This window comes from Pseudoalteromonas sp. OF5H-5 (assembly GCF_021530695.1).
Classification (GTDB): domain Bacteria; phylum Pseudomonadota; class Gammaproteobacteria; order Enterobacterales; family Alteromonadaceae; genus Pseudoalteromonas.
The window spans coordinates 144,399-164,589 of sequence record NZ_JAKGBF010000004.1 but is presented as its reverse complement, the minus strand read 5'-3'; the positions used below and the strand labels follow the sequence as shown (position 1 = coordinate 164,589).

Here is a 20,191-nt window from a genome sequence, read left to right as displayed (position 1 = left end):
GCGATGGCAACTTTAGAATTATCTGTTTATCGTTATAATCCTGATGAAGATGCGGCGCCACGCATGCAAGACTATTCTCTAGAAGTAGAGGAAGGTCGTGACATGATGGTGTTAGATGCTCTTATGCAGTTAAAAGAGCAAGACCCATCTTTATCTTTCCGTCGTTCATGCCGTGAAGGGGTATGTGGTTCTGACGGTATTAATATGAATGGTAAAAACGGCCTGGCATGTATTACTCCAATTTCTGCTTTGCAGAACGGTGGTAAAGGCAAGGTCGTCATTCGTCCATTACCAGGTCTTCCGGTGATCCGTGACTTAGTAATCGACATGAGCCAGTTCTATACGCAATACGAGAAGGTTAAGCCATTCTTGATCAACGACAAGCCAACTGGTGGTGAAGAACGTCTTCAGTCTATTGAAGAACGTGAAAAGCTAGATGGCCTGTACGAATGTATTCTTTGTGCATGTTGTTCAACGTCTTGTCCTTCTTTCTGGTGGAACCCAGATAAGTTCATCGGTCCTGCGGGTCTTCTACATGCTTATCGTTTCTTGGCTGATAGCCGCGATACAGCGACAGAAGAACGTCTTGCTGGTCTTGATGACGCGTTCAGCGTATTCCGCTGTCACAGTATTATGAACTGTGTTAGCGTATGTCCAAAAGGCCTTAATCCAACTAAGGCAATTGGACAAATTAAATCAATGTTGTTAAACCGTTCGGTATAACACATACTACTAGCTAAGATGGCAAGCAAAAGCTTGCCATCTTGTTTTCGTTTGAGTTTCTGCGCTAGATAAAAGGGCTAATAGATGCACGAAGGTGTGATGAAGGCATGGCTAGAATCTTCGCATTTGTACGGCGGTAACGTTGCGTACGTAGAAGATCTATATGAGGCGTATCTAGATGATGCAGCTTCAGTGCCAGAAGAGTGGCGAGAGGTGTTTGATCAACTACCTAAAGTTGATGGAGTGGATGTTGACACTAAACATTCAGAAGTAAGAGCGCAATTTGCGGAGCTTGCTAAAAACAAACACAGAGAAGTCGTGGTTTCCGCAGAGGGTTCTGCTGATGCCAAGCAAGTTAAAGTTCTGCAGTTAATTAATGCATTTCGTTTCAGAGGTCATCAGAACGCAAACCTAGATCCTTTAGGGATTTGGGATAGAGAACGTGTTCGCGATCTTGACCCTGCTTTTCATGATTTAACTGATGCAGACTTAGATAAAGAATTTAACGTTGGCTCTTTTGCTTGTGGCAAAGAGACAATGAAACTCAAAGACTTGTACGCTGCGCTTAAAGCGACATACTGTGGCTCTATCGGTGCAGAGTACATGCACATCACCTCTACCGAAGAAAAACGTTGGTTACAACAGCGTTTGGAATCGTCCTTCTCGAAGCCACAATTCGACAAAGAAACCAAACTAAGAATCTACAAAGGTCTAACTGCTGCAGACGGCTTAGAAAAGTACTTGGGCGCAAAATTCCCAGGCGCTAAGCGTTTCTCTCTAGAAGGCGGTGACTCACTTGTGCCTATGCTGAAAGAGCTTATTCACCGTGCTGGTGAAAGCGGTCAGCAAGAAGCCGTAATTGGCATGGCCCACCGAGGTCGTCTAAATGTACTAGTGAATGTATTGGGTAAAAACCCTCAAGAACTATTTGACGAGTTCGCAGGTAAATATGGCGAGCACGCAGGTTCTGGTGATGTTAAATACCACATGGGTTTCTCTTCTGACTTCGGTACGAAGGGCGGCAATGTTCATATGGCATTGGCATTTAACCCATCTCACCTTGAAATCGTAAACCCAGTAGTAATGGGTTCGGTACGTGCTCGTCTTGACCGTTTGAATTGCCAAAGTGGTTCTAAAGCATTACCAATCACAATTCACGGTGACTCTGCAATCGCAGGTCAAGGTGTCGTTCAAGAAACGTTTAACTTATCGCAAACACGTGCATACGGCGTTGGCGGTTCGATCCGTATCGTAGTTAATAACCAAGTTGGTTTCACTACGTCAAAACGCGAAGATACTCGTTCGACTGAATACTGTACTGATATCGCTAAAATGGTTCAGGCACCTATCTTCCACGTGAACGCAGACGATCCTGAAGCTGTTGCTTTTGTTACACAAGTTGCACTTGATTTCCGTAACAAGTTTAAACGCGATGTGGTAATTGACTTAGTATGTTACCGTCGCCACGGCCACAACGAAGCGGATGAGCCAAATGCGACGCAACCGCTGATGTATCAGAAGATCAAAAAGCACCCAGTACCTCGCCAATTGTATGCTGATCAACTTGTACGCGAAGGTGTGATTTCTGAAGACGATGCGAAACAAATTGCTGACGAGTACCGAAATGGTCTTGATAAAGGCGTTTGTGTCGTTGAAGAAATTCAAAAAGAAACCAAACACTCATCAGATTGGTCTAAGTATGTTGGTCACGATTGGGATACGCCGTATGAGCCAAAGGTTGCGCTAGATAAACTCAAAGCGCTTGGCGAAAAGATTGCGAGCTACCCAGAGGCTCATAAAGCACAATCACGCGTTAAAAAGATTTACGATGATCGTAAACTTATGGCGCAAGGCGAGAAAATGCTTGATTGGGGTATGGCTGAGACATTGGCTTACGCGACCTTGGTTGATGAGGGCACTGATATTCGTCTTACTGGTCAGGATTCTGGTCGTGGTACATTCTTCCACCGTCATGCCGTAGTTCATAACCAAAAAGACGCGTCGACTTATCTTCCGCTGCAAAACATTCGTGAAGGTCAAGGCCTGTTCGAAGTGTACGATTCAGTACTATCGGAAGAAGCGGTACTTGCGTTCGAATATGGTTACGCGACAGCAGAGCCAACGTCATTGGTACTATGGGAAGCGCAATTTGGTGACTTCGCCAACGGTGCTCAAGTCGTATTCGACCAATTCCTAAGTTCAGGTGAGCAGAAGTGGGGTCGTTTATGTGGTCTAACACTACTACTTCCTCATGGCTATGAAGGTCAAGGTCCAGAGCACAGTTCTTCGCGTTTAGAGCGTTATTTACAGCTTTGTGCTGACCACAATATGCAAGTATGTGTGCCGTCAACACCAGCGCAAGTATACGCAATGCTACGTCGTCAATCGGTTCGTCCACTACGTCGTCCTCTGATTGTAATGACGCCTAAGTCGCTATTACGTCATCCATTAGCTGTTTCTAGCCTAGAAGAGCTATCCGAAGGCGTATTCAATAACATGATCGATGAGATTGATGATATCAATCCTGAAAACGTTGAGCGTGTTGTGTTCTGTAGCGGTAAGGTTTATTACGAACTACTGCAAGAACGTCGTAAGCAAGAGCTTAACAACGTGGCTATCGTTCGTGTTGAACAGCTATATCCATTCCCTCACAAAGAGATGGATGAGATCATGGCTCGCTACCAGCACGTAAAAGATTTTGTTTGGTGTCAAGAAGAGCCACAAAACCAAGGTGCTTGGTACTGTTCACAGCATCATTTCTGGGAAGCTATCCCAGCTGGCGCAAATCTGACTTATGCAGGCCGTAAGGCTTCAGCTGCACCAGCATGTGGATACATGTCTACACATACTAAAGAACAAAACGCGTTAATTGCTGACGCTTTAACAATTAAGAAATAAGGAATAAGAGATGACAACCGAAATTAAGGTTCCTGTTCTTCCTGAGTCTGTTGCCGATGCAACGGTTGCTACATGGCATGTAAGCGTTGGCGATAAAGTGACTCGTGATCAAAACTTAGTTGACATCGAAACGGATAAGGTCGTTTTAGAAGTTGTAGCACCAGAAGATGGTGTTATCGTTGCAATTTCTGAAGAGGAAGGCGCAACCGTTCTTGGCGAACAAGTTATTGCACAACTAGGTGCTGCTGATGAAGCAGCAGCGCCTGCTCAATCAAATGAAAAACCAGCAGCGTCAGAATCGGCGCCAGCAGCAGAAGGTAAAGAAGTGGACATTAAAGTACCTGTACTTCCTGAGTCAGTAGCAGACGCTACTATCGCAACTTGGCACGTTCAACCAGGTGAAGCGGTTAGCCGCGACCAGAATCTAGTTGATATTGAAACAGATAAAGTGGTTCTTGAAGTTGTTGCACCTGAAGACGGTGTGATGGGTGAGCACATCCACGCTGAAGGTGAGACAGTACTAGGTGATCAAGTTATCGGTAAAATCGTTGCCGGTGGCGCACCAGCTGCATCATCAAGTGCGAAGAAAGAAGAAGCACCAGCTGCTGCTTCTGACGAAAACTCAGATGTACTAACACCATCTGTTCGTCGTCTTATCGCAGAGAAAGGCCTTGATGCTGCTAAGATCAAAGGGTCTGGTAAAGGCGGTCGCATTACTAAAGAAGACGTGGATGCTTTCCTAAAAGCACCAGCAAAATCAGAGTCTAAGCCTGCGGCTTCTGCACCAGCTGCCCCGGTAGGTGAGCGTACTCAAAAACGTGTACCTATGACTCGTCTACGTAAGACAATTGCTAATCGTCTATTAGAAGCGAAGAACTCAACAGCAATGCTGACAACGTTCAACGAAGTAAACATGAAGCCAATCATGGACCTTCGTAAGCAGTACCAAGAAGTGTTTGAGAAGCGTCACGGTATTCGTTTAGGTTTCATGTCTTTCTACGTGAAAGCAGTAACTGAAGCGCTTAAGCGTTTCCCTGAAGTAAACGCGTCAATCGACGGTGATGATATCGTTTACCACAACTACTTTGACATCAGCATCGCGGTATCAACACCTCGTGGTCTAGTGACTCCAGTACTACGTGATTGCGATAAGCTTTCTGTTGCTGAAATCGAGAAGAATATTCGCGAATTGGCTATCAAAGGTCGTGATGGCAAACTAACCGTTGACGATATGACTGGCGGTAACTTCACTATTACCAATGGTGGTGTATTCGGCTCATTACTATCTACGCCTATCATCAACTTGCCACAGTCTTCAATCTTGGGCATGCACAAAATCCAAGAGCGCCCTATGGCAGTAAACGGTAAAGTTGAAATTTTACCTATGATGTATCTAGCACTATCTTATGACCACCGTCAAATCGATGGTAAAGAGTCAGTTGGTTTCCTAGTAACAATTAAAGAGTTACTTGAAGATCCAACACGTCTACTACTAGACGTATAATATTTGTTTAAAGAATAAGCTGTATGCTCGCATACAGCTTTTTTTTTGCGCCTTTGGTCTAAGTGGGGTTTTCATCAGAAGCCTTGGGATCTATACTATGTGCGCAATTTGGGATAGCTGACTATTTGCATAAATATTCAGCTTTTTTAGTATAAAAAATTGGATAAAGCATCATGAATTTGCATGAGTATCAGGCAAAACAACTTTTTGCCGAATATGGTTTACCTGTATCAGAAGGCTTTGCTTGTGATACACCTCAAGAAGCAGTTGAAGCTGCTGGTAAAATCGGTGGAGACAAGTGGGTTGTTAAGTGTCAAGTACACGCAGGCGGCCGTGGTAAAGCTGGCGGTGTTAAACTTGCAGACAGCAAAGACGAAATCCGCGCATTCGCTGAAAACTGGTTAGGTAAAAACCTAGTTACTTACCAAACAGACGAGAAAGGTCAGCCTGTTGCTAAAATCTTAGTAGAAAGCTGCACTGATATTGCAAATGAACTATACCTAGGTGCTGTTGTTGACCGTGGTTCACGTAAAATCGTGTTCATGGCATCAACTGAAGGTGGTGTAGAAATTGAACAAGTTGCAGAAGAAACGCCTGAACTAATTCATAAAGCTGAGATCGACCCACTAGTAGGTCCTCAAGCTTACCAAGGTCGTGAGCTAGCGTTCAAACTAGGTTTGAACCCAACTCAAGTTAAGCAATTCACTAAGATCTTCATGGGTCTAGCGCAAATGTTTATCAACCACGACTTTGCTCTACTAGAAATCAACCCTCTAGTGATCACAGACGCTGGTAACCTACACTGCCTAGACGGCAAAATCGGTGTAGATGGCAACGCATTGTTCCGCCAGCCTAAGATCCGTGAATTCCACGATCCTTCACAAGAAGACGCTCGTGAAGCACACGCAGCAAGCTTTGAGCTTAACTACGTAGCACTAGACGGTAACGTTGGTTGTATGGTTAACGGTGCAGGCCTTGCGATGGGTACTATGGACATCGTAAACCTACACGGCGGCAAGCCTGCTAACTTCCTAGACGTTGGTGGCGGCGCGACTAAAGAGCGTGTATCTGAAGCATTCAAGATCATCCTTTCTGACGACAATGTTAAAGCAGTACTAGTTAACATCTTCGGTGGTATTGTACGTTGTGACATGATCGCTGAAGGTATTATCGGTGCGGTTAAAGAAGTTGGCGTAAACGTACCAGTAGTTGTACGTCTTGAAGGTACCAACGCTGAAGCTGGTCGTGAAGTACTAGCTAACTCTGGCCTTGACATCATTGCAGCTGAGTCACTAACTGACGCTGCTGAGAAAGTAGTTGCTGCTGCGGAGGGCAAATAATGTCTGTACTAATTAACAAAGATACTAAAGTAATCTGTCAAGGTTTCACTGGTGGTCAGGGTACTTTCCACTCTGAGCAAGCTATCCAGTACGGTACGCAAATGGTTGGTGGTGTTTCTCCTGGTAAAGGCGGCACAACTCACCTAGGTCTACCTGTATTTAACACAGTACGTGAAGCGGTAGAGTCAACTGGTGCAACTGCATCTGTTATCTACGTACCAGCTGCATTCTGTAAAGACGCTATCCTTGAAGCGATCAGCGCAGGTATCGAACTAATCGTATGTATCACTGAAGGCATCCCTACACTAGATATGGTTGATGTTAAAGTGAAGCTAGAAGAAACTGGCGTTCGCATGATTGGTCCTAACTGCCCAGGTGTTATCACTCCAGGTGAAACTAAGATCGGTATCATGCCAGGTCACATCCACTTGCCTGGTAAAGTAGGTATCGTGTCACGTTCTGGTACTTTGACTTATGAAGCAGTTAAGCAAACAACTGACGCTGGCTTCGGTCAATCTACTTGTGTTGGTATCGGTGGTGATCCAATCCCAGGCACTAACTTCATCGACGTACTAGAGATGTTCCAAAACGATCCGCAAACTGAAGCTATCGTAATGATCGGTGAGATCGGCGGTACAGCTGAAGAAGAAGCGGCTGAGTACATCAAGCATAACGTAACTAAGCCTGTTGTTTCTTACATCGCAGGTGTTACAGCTCCTCCAGGTAAGCGTATGGGTCATGCTGGTGCAATTATCGCAGGCGGTAAAGGTACAGCTGACGAGAAGTTCGCAGCACTTGAAGCCGCGGGTGTTAAAACAGTTCGCTCTCTTGCAGAAATCGGTTCTGCACTAAAAGAGAAAGCGGGTTGGTAAGTTAATACCGCACGTTAAAAAGGCTCCTCAAGGAGCCTTTTTTGATCTCGCTATACCAATTGCATGAGGGGATTATGCCTTTTCATAAACTCGGTGAGCTCTGTGAAGTCACAAAAAATGAATTATTAACACTTACTCAGCAAAACCCAACGTTCGACACTAAGTGCTGCAGCCGCAATGAAATATTATTGCAACAAGGGCAAGTGCAGCGTCATGGCTTTTTTATCCGCTCAGGTAAGCTTGTATCATCGGTTGTAAATGAAACAGGGGAGCTAAGACATAAGGAGTTCTATTTTGCTGGTGAACTTTGTATTCTATTTGCTGAATGGATCCAAAAATCTCCTAGCTTCTATCAAATCTCTGCGCTGGATGATGTGGAGTTGGTACTCGTTCCGCTAGCCGAATTAGAACAAGATACTCTTCGCGCACTTAAATTAAAATTATTAGAACAGCAGTTGCTATTTAAAGAAGCAAAAGAAGCTTTTCTACTACTAAATACGCTGGAGCAAAGATATTGTTTTTTGCGTGACAAACGTCCGCATTGGGTTAATGGTTTAGCAAATTATGATCTGGCTAATTATTTGGGCGTTACACCTCAAGGGCTATCACGATTAAAGTCGCGAGTAAACAAAGCGCAAGCGACAACAACTAAGCGTTAGCTCAAAGACTATATTCACGCTCTACCTTGGCGATACGAGTTGTATAGCTTTGATACCATTTTTTATTGCCGTTTTTTTGCGCCTCAATATGCTCAGCATTGGCTTTCCATGCTTTGATTGACTCAAGGTCTCGCCAATAAGAAACGGTGATCCCAACCTCTTCACGCGCAGATTCTAATCCTAAAAAACCGGGTTGAAGCTGTGCAAGCTCGACCATTCTAGACGCGGTTTGGGCGTAGCCCTCGTCGTCTTCATTTTTTATATTGGTAAAAATTACGGCGTAATAGGGTGGTGGTGGAGTAGTTGCAATCATAAGTTGTAGCGCAGTAAATTGTAGATGCTATGTTTATACCAATTAACCTGTGCTCTAATCAATCACAATAAATGATGAGTTCCTCATCAGAGCAACTCATCATTTATTTCTAATATCACTCAACCCCAAAAGGGTTGTCTATGCTGTGCGCAGGCTCAGTAAACCAACGTGGACCATCGTCGGTCATATAGAAATGGTCTTCCAAGCGAATGCCAAATTCATCAGGAATAACCAGCATAGGCTCGTTTGAAAAACACATTCCAGCTGCAAGCGGTTCTGGGTTGTCTTTGACTAAATAAGGCCATTCGTGGATATCTAAGCCGATACCGTGCCCAGTGCGATGTGGGCAACCTGGTAGTTGATAATCAGGACCGAGCCCATTGCTGGCAATATACTCTCTCGCGGCTTTATCAACAGCGCCACAGGGCGCACCAATTTTGGCTACATTAAATGCTGCAATTTGCGCTTGCTTCTCGATTTGCCAAACGGACTTTTGCTTTTCACTGGGGTCGCCAAAAACATAAGTACGGGTGATATCGCTAAGATAGCCGTGTAACTTACAACCAGTGTCGACGAGAACCACATCGCCTTTTTTCAGCGTTTGTGGATTTTTTACACCATGTGGGAATGACGACGCGACACCAAATAGCACAATACAAAAATAATTGCCCGGTGCCCCCACTTTTTTGTGCGCTTCATTAATAAAGGCTTCAACTTCGGTTGTGGTGATCCCTTCATACAGCATAGATGCCGTTGCTTTATGTACGGCAAGTGTCATGTCCATTGCTCGTTGAATAAGGGCAATTTCATTGGCCGATTTATGCATTCTACAATGCGCGGTTACTGCCTTTGCATTGATAAGCGAAAGCTCAGGTGCCGCGAGTCTGATCCCATCAGCAACAAAAAACGCAGTGCTTTCGTCAATGGCGAGTGTGCCTGTGCTATCAATATTGAGTGTGTTAAGTACGTTTGCAACGACCTCGTAAGGAGATTCTTCTTCTTGCCAAGCATGAATAGGGCCTTCAATCAGCCAATAATCCTTAATAGAGCCAATTTCAAAAAACGGGACGATAAACTGAACTTGTCCATTGGCGGGTAAAATAGCACCGACCAAACGCTCACTGGCGTACCATTGCAAACCAGTAAAGTATTTTAAATTTGTACCAGCATTTAAATAGAGTGCATCAATGTTGTTTTGCTGCATATATTGTTGAGCTTTTTCTATTCTTGCTAAATACTCGCTTTCGGCAATTGGCGCTACACCTTTGGTCATATCTTCTAAGTTATCTAGCGCTTGCTGCGCGCTCTGGTATGCAATACCTTTCATTTATTGTGATCCTTAGCTAATTAAATCGAGCAATACTAAAGGGAGTAAGATCGATGTCGTTGGGCTTGTTGTCAATAAGATCTGCGATACATTCACTTGAAATTGCGGCTTGGGTCAGTCCTAAGTGCTGATGACCCAGTGCAAAATATAGGTTGTGATGATTTGGCGCTTGTCCGATGACAGGTAAATAATCTGGGAGTGAGGGGCGGCAGCCAACCCAAAGCGCCTCACTGTGTTGTGGCAGAGTTTGCCTTAATAGAATGCTTGCGTGATGTAATAATGCACGAGCACGGCTGTAGTTGGGTTTACTATCCAGTGTGGCAAATTCTACCGTGCCGGCCAGTCGTAAACCTTGTGACATGGGCGTCATGATAAACCCTCGCTCACTTGATGCAACAGGTCGTGTAAGCGTATTCTTCACTGCCAACATGTTGTGATAACCACGCTCGGCAATCATGGGCAGTGAGTAACCTAAAGACGCACAGAGTGTTTTACTTGCCGCTCCTGTTGCTACAACTACTTTGTTAAAGGTCATCTTGTGGCTTTTGGAGTGAAGTGTATAGCCATGCTCTGTGTGGATAATATTGTCGATTGAGGCTTGTTTGAATGCTCCCCCTAGCTGCATAAACTGCTCATATAAAGTCAAACAAAGGGCGTAGGGATCTGTGCTATGCCCGACTTTATCAAAATACAGTGCTGAGGTAATGGTACTTGATAGGCTCGACTCCATTTCTCGGGCTTGATCACCTGTAATTAAGCTCACTGAGATGTCTTGTTCGGTGTATTTGTTATAGCTTTTACGGGCAGAGCTTTCGTCACCTTCAAATACCAGTAAACTGCCGTTGCTAGATATAAGTGTATGATACTTATCACCAAGTAAACGCTGATATGCGGGTAGTGCGCGTTCATTTAAACTTCTAAGTGCGATTGTACCTTCGTGGAAACAGCTACTTTTCATTTGCTTTAAGAATCGTACAAACCAAGGCATATTTTTGAGCAAAGAGGTGGTCTCAATTCGCAAAGGCCCCACCGGATTGACTAACATGCCAGGCACCTTTGTTAGTAAAGCTGCGTCTGCCATTGGAAATACCTGTTCCGTGGCAAAATGCCCAGCATTACCCTTGGAGCATCCCTCTGCGGGCTGATTTTTATCGAGCAAGGTAACAGCGTGGCCTCGTCTAGCTAATTGCAGCGCGGTGGTTATCCCAATGATCCCTGCACCGATCACTGCAATTTTATTATTACTTTCCACAATTTACCTCTCCATCCTAAATTGTATTTCCACATAGACATCAATCAGGTCTCGTTTAAATACCAAAAAGAAAAAATTTACCACTTACAAATCATAAGATTACAGACGTTTAAGTCAGTCATTTGAGCTAATGGTTAAAAAATCTCTCTTTTGAATATTGATTATTGTATACAATATACCTATTATGGCAAGCACAATAACTAAACAACCTAATGAAAGGCGAGAACCATGAACGTAAATTGGCAGGGTGTATATCCAGCAGTAACCACTCAATTCCATGATGACGAAAGCATCAACTTTGATACCACCAAAGAGATGATAGATAACCTGATTAACGAAGGGGTTCATGGCATCATAGTATTAGGCACCGTCGGTGAAAACTGCTCACTCACGGCTGACGAGAAACGCCAAGTTTTAAAAGCGGCGACAGAAGTGGTAGGTGATAGAGTGCCACTACTTAGTGGTGTGGCTGAGACCACAACTGCACTGGCTGTCGAGTTTGCCAAAGATGCAGAAGCGCTCGGCATAGATGGACTGATGGTATTGCCGGGGATGGTTTACCGCTCAACCGAGTGCGAAGCGATTCATCATTACCAACAGGTAGCGCGAAGCACGGCATTACCTATTATGATTTACAACAATCCGGTGACCTACGGTGTCGATGTGTCTATTGAAGGTATGAAAACCTTAGCTGAGGAGTCCAATATTGTTTCAGTAAAAGAAGCAACGGAAGATACCCGCCGTATTAGCGAGCTGTTTAGCGCATTTGGCGATCGTTACGTTGTATTTGGTGGTGTTGATGATATCGCACTGGAAAGCCTGATGCTTGGTGCGACAGGTTGGATCTCGGGATTAACCAATGTATTCCCACGCGAGTCAGTGGCTATTTATAAACTTGCTGAACAAGGTCGCTATGAGGAAGCGCGCGCATTGTGGCGTTGGTTTTTACCTTTGCTACGCTTAGATACTATTCCGACACTAGTGCAGTGCATCAAATATGCAGAACATTTGGCTGGACGCGGTAGTGAAGTGACTCGTTCTCCAAGATTGCCACTCACCCAAGAGCAAAAAGCTTACGTGAGTCGTTTGTACGATGAAGCGATGGCAAATCGAATTGACTTAAGCCAATATAACTTGGACTAGGCGTATGATTTTAGGCACCTACTATTGTATAGATGGCCACACCTGTGGCAATCCCGTGCGCTTGGTCACGAGTGGTCATCCACCGCTTTTGGGCGAGAGCATGAGTGAAAAGCGCCAACATTTTTTACGCGACTACGATTGGATAAGGCGCGCACTGATGTTTGAGCCCAGGGGCCATGACATGATGTCGGGTGCCTTTTTATATCCACCGACCACTGCTGATGGGGATGTGGCAATCCTATTTATCGAAACTTCTGGGTGCTTGCCGATGTGTGGGCACGGCACTATCGGGACTGTCACTTTTGGCCTTGAAAGCGGTCTTATAACTCCAAAGGAACATGGTGTACTCAAGCTTGACACCCCTGCGGGGCGCGTGAATGCCTATTATGAGATGAAGGCAGATAAAGTGACTTGGGTAAAGCTCTACAATGTGCCGGCATTTTTGGCGTACCAAGCGGTGCCTGTCCATGTTGATGGGCTAGGGGAGCTCATCGTTGATATTGCCTACGGCGGTAACTTTTACATTATTGTTGAGCCTCAAAGTCTATTTGCTGGTGTGGATCAAAGCTGCGCTGCTAAATTATTGGCATGGAGCCCCAAAGTGCGCGCGGCAGTTAACGCGCAAATAAATCCAATTCATCCCGAAGATTCTTCTGTATGTGGCGCCTCCCATGTGTTATGGACAGGCAAGCCACAACATCCAGATAGTCATGCTGCAAACGCGGTATTTTATGGCGATAAAGCGATTGATAGATCGCCTTGTGGCACCGGCACAAGTGCACGCATGGCACAGCTGTTTGCAAAAGGACTGCTAAAAGATGGCGACACTTTTGTTCACGAGAGCATCATAGGCAGCCAATTTATCGGTAAGGTTGAAGGCACAACTGAAGTCGCGGGAAAAGCCGCAATTCTGCCAAGTATTCAAGGTTGGGCACGTCAAACGGGGAGTAATTGTATCACTGTAGATGACGAAGATCCGTATGCATTTGGTTTTCAGGTGCTCTAGGGCCTGTTGACCTTTGCTGCAAAAACAAACTTGAAAGATCAACAGGCCCTAGCCATTAAGATTGAAAGAAAACAGGAGCTAACAATGAATTTATCAGGAAAGAGCTACATTAACGGTGCGTGGCAAGCCGCACAAACGGCAACAACGTTTTACGCGTTTTGCCCAGCAACCAATGAGCCGCTGACGCAAGCATTTTTTAACGCTAGTGAAGTACAAGTAGAGGAAGCTGTTAATGCGGCAGAGCAGGCTTTTAAGGCTTATCGTAAAACGTCGATGACTGCTCGAGCAGAGTTTTTAGAAACCATAGCCCAAGAAATTCTTGCCTTAGGTGATGGGCTAATAACCACAACAATGGCAGAAACTAACCTGCCAAGGGCAAGGCTCGAGGGCGAGCGTGGCCGCACGGTAAACCAATTAAACGCATTTGCTGCAGCGCTGAGAGATAACCTAGCTGAGCTTTGCCTTGCTAAGGAAGAGCAAGCGGACCCAAATCGCACGCCGCTGCCTAAGCCAAAAACACAGCTTAAGCATATTCCTATTGGCGTTGTTGCGGTGTTTGGTGCATCAAACTTCCCTTACGCTTTCTCAACGCTTGGAGGCGATACTGCAGCTGCGTTAGCCGCTGGTTGCCCCGTGGTGTATAAAGGTCACCCAGCACATCCGGCAACGTGTGAGCTAATGACCAAGGCCATTGCTGCAGCAATAAGCAAATGTGATATGCCAAGCGGGGTGTTTTCAATGCTGCAAGCGAAAGCGTACGATGTCGCGCATCGGCTGGTTAAAGCTGAGCCTATCAAAGCGGTTGGATTTACGGGCTCCTTTGGCGTCGCAAAAGCATTGCAGGGCACTATAGCGAAGCGCGATGAACCTATCCCGCTTTACGGTGAGCTTGGCAGCGTAAACCCGCAAATTGTCTTACCTGAAAAAATACAGTCGCAAGGCGCAGAGCTTGGTGCACAATTTGTCCAGTCTTTACTTATGGGCAATGGTCAATTTTGTACTAGCCCCGGTATTTGGCTGGTGCCAAGCAATCATTCACAAACATTTATCGAGACAGCTAAGCAAAATATTAGCGCAGCACCTTCCGATACCTTATTAACCCCTGGCATTTTAAAAGCTTATCAAAACAGCACTGCGGCGCTAAAAGCACACCCTCAAGTAACGTTGTTGAGCGCTGGTGAGCAAGCACAGCCGTTTCACGCCAACGCGCACTTGTTTTCAACGGATAGCAAAAGTTTTGTATCTGACGAGAGGCTTAAAGAAGAAGTCTTTGGGCCAAGTGCTTTAGTGGTGAGCTATGACGACTTAGCGCAGCTTGAGGACTTAATCGCAGACTTAGATGGGCAGCTCACCGCCAGTATTCATGGCACTGATTCTGACTTACATCAAGCCGAAGACATCATAGAGGCGTTACAATACCGCGTAGGTCGATTGATTTATGGGCAAATGCCAACGGGCGTTGAAGTGTGTGCCACCATGAACCATGGCGGGCCGTTCCCGTCATCAACTGATGTACGTTCAACGTCGGTAGGGTTAGAAGCGCTAAAACGATTCGTAAGACCAATTTGTATACAAAGTTAAGCAAACCAAGCCCATAGCATTGCTATGGGCTTTTTTATTCAGACATAATTCGCACATCAAACTTATATACTCGACAAACATGCAATTTGAACTCAGATGCGTTTATAATGAGTTCATAAAACAATAATTACTAAATACTATGGCGATTGTACATAAAACTCGAACTCAATTAGTTGCTGAAGCAATTCGTGAAAAAATCCTCACAGGCGAAATCAAAGCGGGCGAGCCGCTGAGGCAAGCCGCGCTGGCAGATGAGTTAAATGTAAGTCGTATTCCCGTTAGAGAAGCACTGCTGCAACTAGAAGCCGAAGGCTTAGTTAACTTCGAAGCGCACAAAGGCGCGACGGTCACACGTTTAAGCGCTGAGCAAATCGACGAAATTTTTGACCTACGCGCATTGTTGGAAGCCGAGCTTTTATGCCATTCAATCGATAAGTTAACGGCGCGCGACTTGCTAGAAGCTGAAGCCATCTTAGCCGAGCTTGAAGAAGCAATGGCTGCTGGCGATACACAACTGGCAACTGGCAAGCTTAACGCCGAATTTCACAGCAAACTCTACAGCAAAGCACAGCGCCCACAGACTCGTGAGCTGGTGGATGTGTACAGTAAAAATTCCGAGCGTTATGTGCGCATGCATATCCTACTTGCAGGTGGCATTAAAACCGCACCAGATGAACACCGCCAGCTATTGGAATTGTGCCGCGATAAAAATACCAAAGGGGCATGTGACTTTTTGAAAAAACATATTACTGGCGCAAAAGATGATATCAAAGCATTGCTGCTTAAGCTTGAAAGCGAGCAGTAGGTAAACTTGGTGGGGTAGGCTTCGGCGGATATCTGAACAATCGTCACGTATATTCCAATGGCGGCTCGATTGTTCAGGGGGCTGTGATTATATTTGCTTGCAAGAGCAAGTGCTCATTTAAGGTTATCTTTTAACTTATGCTAACTCTTTTGAGTAAAGGCGGCACATACTGCAACTCCAAGGCTACACCCAAAAGCCGCACCTATTGCCACACTAAAGGCTAGTATGTTAAACGCTACGCCAACCATAACACCTATTGTAGTTCCAATAACTGCGCCAACTGCAATACTTTTTCCAAGAAACTGATTGTTTAGCTTTTTAGGGGGAGACATAGAAATAATCCTTTATTTTTTAAATAACTTTGAGCGTGCAGAGCAAACTAACAGTAAACAGTAACACCTGCAATCGCCTCATTCTGCTTTATATTAGTACCAGATTAATCAAACATCCACCAACTTTCTTTGTTAAAAAGTAGGGCAATTTATTCGTAGCGAGTAGATGACTCCCAAAGGCACTTTCTTAACTCTAAAAGAAAGTAAGCTTAACTTTGGAAATGTACATTAGCTAAGCTATTGTATCCCCCATACAAACCATAATCGTATCTAACGCCCCCAACCTTGATCTATATCATCCTCGCAAGACTAAAGTCTCATCAAAACTTGGCGATTTTTTATCTATCTTTACTAAGTTCCAGCGAAACTGAGTAACTTATTATGACAACAACAACCTATCAACAGGCATACCACACATTTACCCAAGACCCAGAGGCGTTTTGGCTTAAAGAAGCGACACGGCTTGATTGGCACACGCCACCAAAAATCGGACATAGCCAAGACCAAGAGGGGTTGAGTCATTGGTTTAGCGATGGTTTGATGAATACCAGTTATGTGGCACTCGACCATCATGTACACCAAGGGAGAGGAGAGCAAACAGCATTAATTTATGACTCGCCGGTGACGAATACCAAACGCAAAATTAGCTATCGCGAGTTGCTCACTCAAGTGAGCCATTTTGCGGCAGGCTTAAATCAGCTTGATGTGAGCGTAGGGGATAGGGTCGTAATTTATATGCCCATGGTGCCTGAGGCGGTCGTTGCTATGCTTGCTTGCGCGCGCGTTGGTGCTATTCATTCCGTGGTGTTTGGCGGTTTTGCGCCCCATGAGCTTGCGGTGAGAATAGATGATGCTAAACCAAAGCTAGTGATCTGTGCTTCTTGCGGAATTGAAGTAGGCCGCACTATTGAATACAAGCCTATGCTGGATGAGGCTTTGTCGCTGGCAAAGCATCAAGTTGAACATTGCGTTGTGTTACAGCGTGAAGCATACCAAGCGCAGATGTCATCGCCAAGAGACTTAGACTGGGCGGTGGTGGCAAACACGCCAGAATCCTTTGATGCCGTGCCGTTACCAAGCACGCATCCGCTTTATATTTTGTATACCTCTGGCACCACAGGTACACCCAAAGGAGTAGTGCGAGAGCAGGGCGGTCATGCTGTGGCATTAAACTACAGTATGAAAACCGTTTACGGCATGGCGCCCGGCGAAGTATTTTGGGCAGCATCTGACATTGGTTGGGTTGTGGGCCATTCTTACATTGTTTATGGCCCACTGATTTATGGTTGCACTAGCGTATTATACGAAGGTAAACCGATTAAAACCCCAGATGCAGGGGCGTTTTGGCGAGTGGTAGAAGAATACCAAGTGGCTGCACTTTTTAGTGCACCTACGGCATTTCGTGCCATTAAAAAAGAAGATCCGAGCGCTGCGCTCTTGGCTAACTACAACACAAGCAGTCTAAAAGCGCTATTTTTAGCTGGTGAACGACTTGACCCTGCTACCTACGATTGGCTACAGTCCACCACAAAGCTGCCGGTAATTGACCACTGGTGGCAAACCGAAACGGGTTGGGCAATTGCATCTAACCCAGTTGGAATTGAATTGATGCCAACAAAGGCGGGCAGTGCCACTGTTCCCACACCGGGCTATCAAGTCGAGATCCTTGATGTGGACGGCAGTCCTTGCGAGGCCAATCAACAAGGTGTCGTTGCAGTGAAATTACCACTCCCTCCCGGTTGTTTAACCACTATTTGGAATAACACGGCGCGCTTTAAAGGCAGTTACTTATCACAATACCCCGGCTATTACCTCTCTGGCGATGGCGGGTATTTTGATGAAGACGGCTACTTGTTTATTATGGGCCGCACCGATGACGTAATAAACGTAGCCGGGCATAGACTGTCAACCGGTGAAATGGAAGAGATCGTCGCAGGCCACAATGCAATTGCAGAATGCGCCGTGTTTGCCGGTAAAGACGAGCTAAAAGGCCAAGTGCCTATTGCCATGGTGGTACTGAAAGATGGCGTAAACACCACAGAAACGGCCATTGCAGAGGAAATAAGAAGCCTGATCCGCGAAAAAATCGGTGCGATTGCCTGTCTTAAAACCATTAAAGTGGTTGAGCGTTTACCCAAAACCCGTTCAGGTAAAATACTCAGAAAGAACTTACGCCAGCTGGTGGACGGTGAAGACATCATCGTGCCATCTACCATTGACGACCCCACCATTATTGAAGAGTTACAGCTAATGTGGAATACATGCCAACACCATAATAGATGAGAGAATTATACCAATTGGCCTTAACACTTGCTCAATTTGAAGAAGCAAACCTGACGCTAACGGTGTTAAAGCTTTCTTATTTAGAACACTAAATAACCTGAGCTTCGGATAATTAATGTCTTTCTAGCAGCCAGTTTTAGCGCTAACTGCGTTAAATTCACTTCCAATAGCCCAGCTATTGGGCCGTAAATTTGCCTTGCCTACAAGGATGTAGGTACCAGTGCGGTAGCAGGGCGCGAGATCGGAGTTATCCCCCAAAACTCTCTGGCTAGTTAAGAAGATAGTTTAAGGTGATTAAAAAACAGTGAGTTAGTTCATTCCTTATCCAAACCTCAGGTTAAATAGGATTTTTTTCTGATTATCGACAAGATTTTTTCGCCTCAAAATAGGTAGCTTAATTAAGCGAATTGGTATTAATGCAATATAAACTCTTCATTTCTTAGAGGGGTTATTTCAACACAAGCAGAACGAATATTTTGCCAATGCAAATTATATTAGTAAGCCGCACTGCTGTTTATCGACGAAGTCAGCATTTCATATTAGCGCCAAGCGGTGCGGGCTATTACGGCATTAACTACAAACTTTGAGCGTAATGATAAAGCGCTTTTAAGATCTGCATATTGTGCTCATTACCTTCATTCTCTGCGACTAAATTTTCAAGCTCTAGCATAAAATCTTCGGCTGAAATTGAAGGGTTATCTTCATTATGCATCAACTTGTTTTGGCAGTATTTACGCCATTTATCAAGCTCTACAGGTGAGAGCGACTGCGGCCAGTTTCTTGCTCGATAGCGAAACAGCAACGTGTTAAATTTACTGTCTTCAAAATCCAGTTCAATGGTTGCCAACTCTTCAGGAGATGCATTGCGAATGATTGCAAATTTGGCTTTATCGGCCTTACTGGTGAAACCGTTGTAGAGTTGATAATCCGGATTGCTTGGTTTATCGAATCCCTTTTCATCGCTAAAGACTTCTGCAACCTTATCCCTTAGCTCTGGACGTGCTTTAAGGTACTTTAAGTTTTCAAGGCATTGCTCGCGGTCAATTCCAAGCCTCGCTGTGTTTTCGGGCAAGAGGGTTTTAGCGGGCGCAACCAACGGGCATTTATTGATATGTACTAGTTTTAATCCAACTGGTAACTCATCATCACCCAATTCGCTGCGTTTTGTATAAAGCCGTTGTTTGAGCGCCTCAACGTCAAGGTCATTCAATACCTCTGGCGACTGTGTTAAGTCAAAGCAGATCACGGCATTGCTATTGACCGGGTGAAAACTCATCGGCGCAATCCAAGTGGTGCAACCTTGTTGTGCCGGAAACATAGAAGAAACGTGTACCAAAGGCTGCATATTGAAAACGTCGATTAGGCTCGATACCGCTTTTTTATGTCTGTGATTAAAGTAGAACTCATACAGTTTTGGCTGTTTGGTTTTAATCAGTTTAGCCAGCGCGATCGTTGCGGTAACATCACTCAATGCATCGTGCGCGGCGCCGTGCTCAATGCCATTGGCGACGGTTAAGTGTTCCAGTTTAAAACTCGGATTGCCATCTTCTCTGGTTGGCCATTCTATTCCTTCTGGGCGAAGCGCATAACAGGCTCTTACCAGATCTATGATGTCCCAACGGCTATTGCCATTTTGCCATTCACGCTCATAGGGGTCATAAAAGTTACGATAAAGGCTATAACGGGTTAGCTCATCGTCAAACCGAATACTGTTATATCCAGCAACGCAGGTTTGTGGCTTTGCAAATTCAGTGTGGATCCTTGCCATAAACTCAGCCTCGGTCAGGCCTTTTTTTAGTGCTAACTGTGGTGTGATCCCAGTGACCAAACAGGCTTGAGGATGCGGGAGATAGTCAGGTGCTGGTTGACAATACTCAATCAGTGGCTCACCAATAATATTGAGGTCCAGATCCGTTCTGATCCCAGCAAATTGGCTTGGCCTGTCTTTTTGCGGCGTGGCACCCCAACTCTCGTAGTCGTGCCAGAAAATAGTTGGGATGTTCTGGGCATTATTCGGTGTATCTGATTGGTTTGTATTTGTCATAAAGTCAAAAAGTTATTCTACTGTTTTTGTTTGTTTTGGTTAATTATATTTGTCGTGATGGTATGACAACTGTGTATATCATCACGACAAATATGATTAACGATAGGCA

Annotated in this window: 16 protein-coding genes; 11 read left to right on the top strand and 5 right to left on the bottom strand. The window is 45.0% G+C overall.

Features of this window, described 5'->3' with window-relative positions; all coding sequences use genetic code 11:
• Nucleotides 1-3: 3 nt before the first annotated feature.
• The 6 genes from L1271_RS07475 (at nucleotide 4) to L1271_RS07450 (ending at nucleotide 7,996) form a co-directional block, all read left to right on the top strand.
• Complete coding sequence (locus L1271_RS07475; protein ID WP_102056724.1) at nucleotides 4-723, top strand: succinate dehydrogenase iron-sulfur subunit; 720 nt, start codon at nucleotides 4-6, stop codon at nucleotides 721-723.
• 84 nt (nucleotides 724-807) lie between these two features.
• On the top strand, nucleotides 808-3,621 hold the full coding sequence (gene sucA / locus L1271_RS07470; protein ID WP_102056725.1) for a 2-oxoglutarate dehydrogenase E1 component: 2,814 nt from the start codon (nucleotides 808-810) through the stop codon (nucleotides 3,619-3,621).
• A gap of 10 nt (nucleotides 3,622-3,631) precedes the next feature.
• The gene (gene odhB, locus L1271_RS07465) at nucleotides 3,632-5,125 is read left to right on the top strand and encodes a 2-oxoglutarate dehydrogenase complex dihydrolipoyllysine-residue succinyltransferase (RefSeq protein WP_045989062.1); all 1,494 of its coding nucleotides are present in this window, start codon (nucleotides 3,632-3,634) and stop codon (nucleotides 5,123-5,125) included.
• 173 nt (nucleotides 5,126-5,298) lie between these two features.
• Nucleotides 5,299-6,465 carry an ADP-forming succinate--CoA ligase subunit beta gene (gene sucC / locus L1271_RS07460; RefSeq protein WP_010371452.1) on the top strand — a complete coding sequence of 389 codons (1,167 nt, stop codon included), beginning with the start codon at nucleotides 5,299-5,301 and terminating at the stop codon, nucleotides 6,463-6,465.
• On the top strand, nucleotides 6,465-7,337 hold the full coding sequence (sucD, locus tag L1271_RS07455; RefSeq protein WP_010371451.1) for a succinate--CoA ligase subunit alpha: 873 nt from the start codon (nucleotides 6,465-6,467) through the stop codon (nucleotides 7,335-7,337). Before sucC ends, sucD begins: the two co-directional genes overlap by 1 nt.
• A 41-nt stretch (nucleotides 7,338-7,378) precedes the next feature.
• Nucleotides 7,379-7,996 (top strand): Crp/Fnr family transcriptional regulator, encoded by a 618-nt coding sequence (locus L1271_RS07450; protein ID WP_235367482.1) that lies wholly within the window; start codon nucleotides 7,379-7,381, stop codon nucleotides 7,994-7,996.
• A 1-nt stretch (nucleotide 7,997) separates the two neighbouring features.
• Here the strand turns inward: L1271_RS07450 and L1271_RS07445 are convergent, their stop codons facing one another.
• The 3 genes from L1271_RS07445 to L1271_RS07435 form a co-directional block, all read right to left on the bottom strand.
• A complete protein-coding gene (locus L1271_RS07445) occupies nucleotides 7,998-8,309 on the bottom strand; it encodes an antibiotic biosynthesis monooxygenase family protein (protein ID WP_010604654.1) in 312 nt (103 codons plus the stop codon).
• Nucleotides 8,310-8,424: 115 nt separating this feature from the next.
• Nucleotides 8,425-9,636 (bottom strand): M24 family metallopeptidase, encoded by a 1,212-nt coding sequence (locus L1271_RS07440; RefSeq protein ID WP_235367481.1) that lies wholly within the window; start codon nucleotides 9,634-9,636, stop codon nucleotides 8,425-8,427.
• Nucleotides 9,637-9,652: 16 nt separating this feature from the next.
• Complete coding sequence (locus tag L1271_RS07435; protein WP_235367480.1) at nucleotides 9,653-10,888, bottom strand: NAD(P)/FAD-dependent oxidoreductase; 1,236 nt, start codon at nucleotides 10,886-10,888, stop codon at nucleotides 9,653-9,655.
• A 228-nt stretch (nucleotides 10,889-11,116) separates the two neighbouring features.
• Between L1271_RS07435 and L1271_RS07430 the strand changes: the two genes are divergently transcribed.
• From L1271_RS07430 to L1271_RS07415, 4 genes are all read left to right on the top strand, one after another.
• A complete protein-coding gene (locus L1271_RS07430; RefSeq protein ID WP_211868845.1) occupies nucleotides 11,117-12,031 on the top strand; it encodes a dihydrodipicolinate synthase family protein in 915 nt (304 codons plus the stop codon).
• 4 nt (nucleotides 12,032-12,035) lie between these two features.
• The gene (locus L1271_RS07425; RefSeq protein WP_211868853.1) at nucleotides 12,036-13,037 is read left to right on the top strand and encodes a 4-hydroxyproline epimerase; all 1,002 of its coding nucleotides are present in this window, start codon (nucleotides 12,036-12,038) and stop codon (nucleotides 13,035-13,037) included.
• A gap of 84 nt (nucleotides 13,038-13,121) precedes the next feature.
• Nucleotides 13,122-14,618, top strand: a complete 1,497-nt coding sequence (locus L1271_RS07420; protein ID WP_235367479.1) for an aldehyde dehydrogenase (NADP(+)) — start codon at nucleotides 13,122-13,124, stop codon at nucleotides 14,616-14,618.
• Nucleotides 14,619-14,757: 139 nt separating this feature from the next.
• Nucleotides 14,758-15,423, top strand: coding sequence for a GntR family transcriptional regulator (locus tag L1271_RS07415; RefSeq protein WP_010604660.1), 666 nt, complete (start codon nucleotides 14,758-14,760; stop codon nucleotides 15,421-15,423).
• 140 nt (nucleotides 15,424-15,563) lie between these two features.
• On the opposite strand, the gene L1271_RS07410 is transcribed toward L1271_RS07415, so the two are convergent.
• Nucleotides 15,564-15,755, bottom strand: coding sequence for a hypothetical protein (locus tag L1271_RS07410; protein ID WP_235367478.1), 192 nt, complete (start codon nucleotides 15,753-15,755; stop codon nucleotides 15,564-15,566).
• A 381-nt stretch (nucleotides 15,756-16,136) separates the two neighbouring features.
• Between L1271_RS07410 and L1271_RS07405 the strand changes: the two genes are divergently transcribed.
• Nucleotides 16,137-18,038, top strand: a complete 1,902-nt coding sequence (locus tag L1271_RS07405; protein ID WP_235367477.1) for a propionyl-CoA synthetase — start codon at nucleotides 16,137-16,139, stop codon at nucleotides 18,036-18,038.
• A 574-nt stretch (nucleotides 18,039-18,612) separates the two neighbouring features.
• On the opposite strand, the gene sbcB is transcribed toward L1271_RS07405, so the two are convergent.
• Nucleotides 18,613-20,082, bottom strand: a complete 1,470-nt coding sequence (sbcB, locus tag L1271_RS07400) for an exodeoxyribonuclease I (protein ID WP_235367476.1) — start codon at nucleotides 20,080-20,082, stop codon at nucleotides 18,613-18,615.
• Between the last annotated feature and the right edge of the window lie 109 nt (nucleotides 20,083-20,191).

Bases quoted from the DNA above. Each gene is read 5' to 3' on its own strand.
- L1271_RS07475 (WP_102056724.1), top strand. From the start codon at position 4: ATGGCAACTTTAGAATTATCTGTTTATCGTTATAATCCTGATGAAGAT.
- sucA (WP_102056725.1), top strand. From the start codon at position 808: ATGCACGAAGGTGTGATGAAGGCATGGCTAGAATCTTCGCATTTGTAC.
- odhB (WP_045989062.1), top strand. From the start codon at position 3,632: ATGACAACCGAAATTAAGGTTCCTGTTCTTCCTGAGTCTGTTGCCGAT.
- sucC (WP_010371452.1), top strand. From the start codon at position 5,299: ATGAATTTGCATGAGTATCAGGCAAAACAACTTTTTGCCGAATATGGT.
- sucD (WP_010371451.1), top strand. From the start codon at position 6,465: ATGTCTGTACTAATTAACAAAGATACTAAAGTAATCTGTCAAGGTTTC.
- L1271_RS07445 (WP_010604654.1), bottom strand. From the start codon at position 8,309: ATGATTGCAACTACTCCACCACCACCCTATTACGCCGTAATTTTTACC.
- L1271_RS07440 (WP_235367481.1), bottom strand. From the start codon at position 9,636: ATGAAAGGTATTGCATACCAGAGCGCGCAGCAAGCGCTAGATAACTTA.
- L1271_RS07430 (WP_211868845.1), top strand. From the start codon at position 11,117: ATGAACGTAAATTGGCAGGGTGTATATCCAGCAGTAACCACTCAATTC.
- L1271_RS07425 (WP_211868853.1), top strand. From the start codon at position 12,036: ATGATTTTAGGCACCTACTATTGTATAGATGGCCACACCTGTGGCAAT.
- L1271_RS07420 (WP_235367479.1), top strand. From the start codon at position 13,122: ATGAATTTATCAGGAAAGAGCTACATTAACGGTGCGTGGCAAGCCGCA.
- L1271_RS07415 (WP_010604660.1), top strand. From the start codon at position 14,758: ATGGCGATTGTACATAAAACTCGAACTCAATTAGTTGCTGAAGCAATT.
- L1271_RS07410 (WP_235367478.1), bottom strand. From the start codon at position 15,755: ATGTCTCCCCCTAAAAAGCTAAACAATCAGTTTCTTGGAAAAAGTATT.
- L1271_RS07405 (WP_235367477.1), top strand. From the start codon at position 16,137: ATGACAACAACAACCTATCAACAGGCATACCACACATTTACCCAAGAC.
- sbcB (WP_235367476.1), bottom strand. From the start codon at position 20,082: ATGACAAATACAAACCAATCAGATACACCGAATAATGCCCAGAACATC.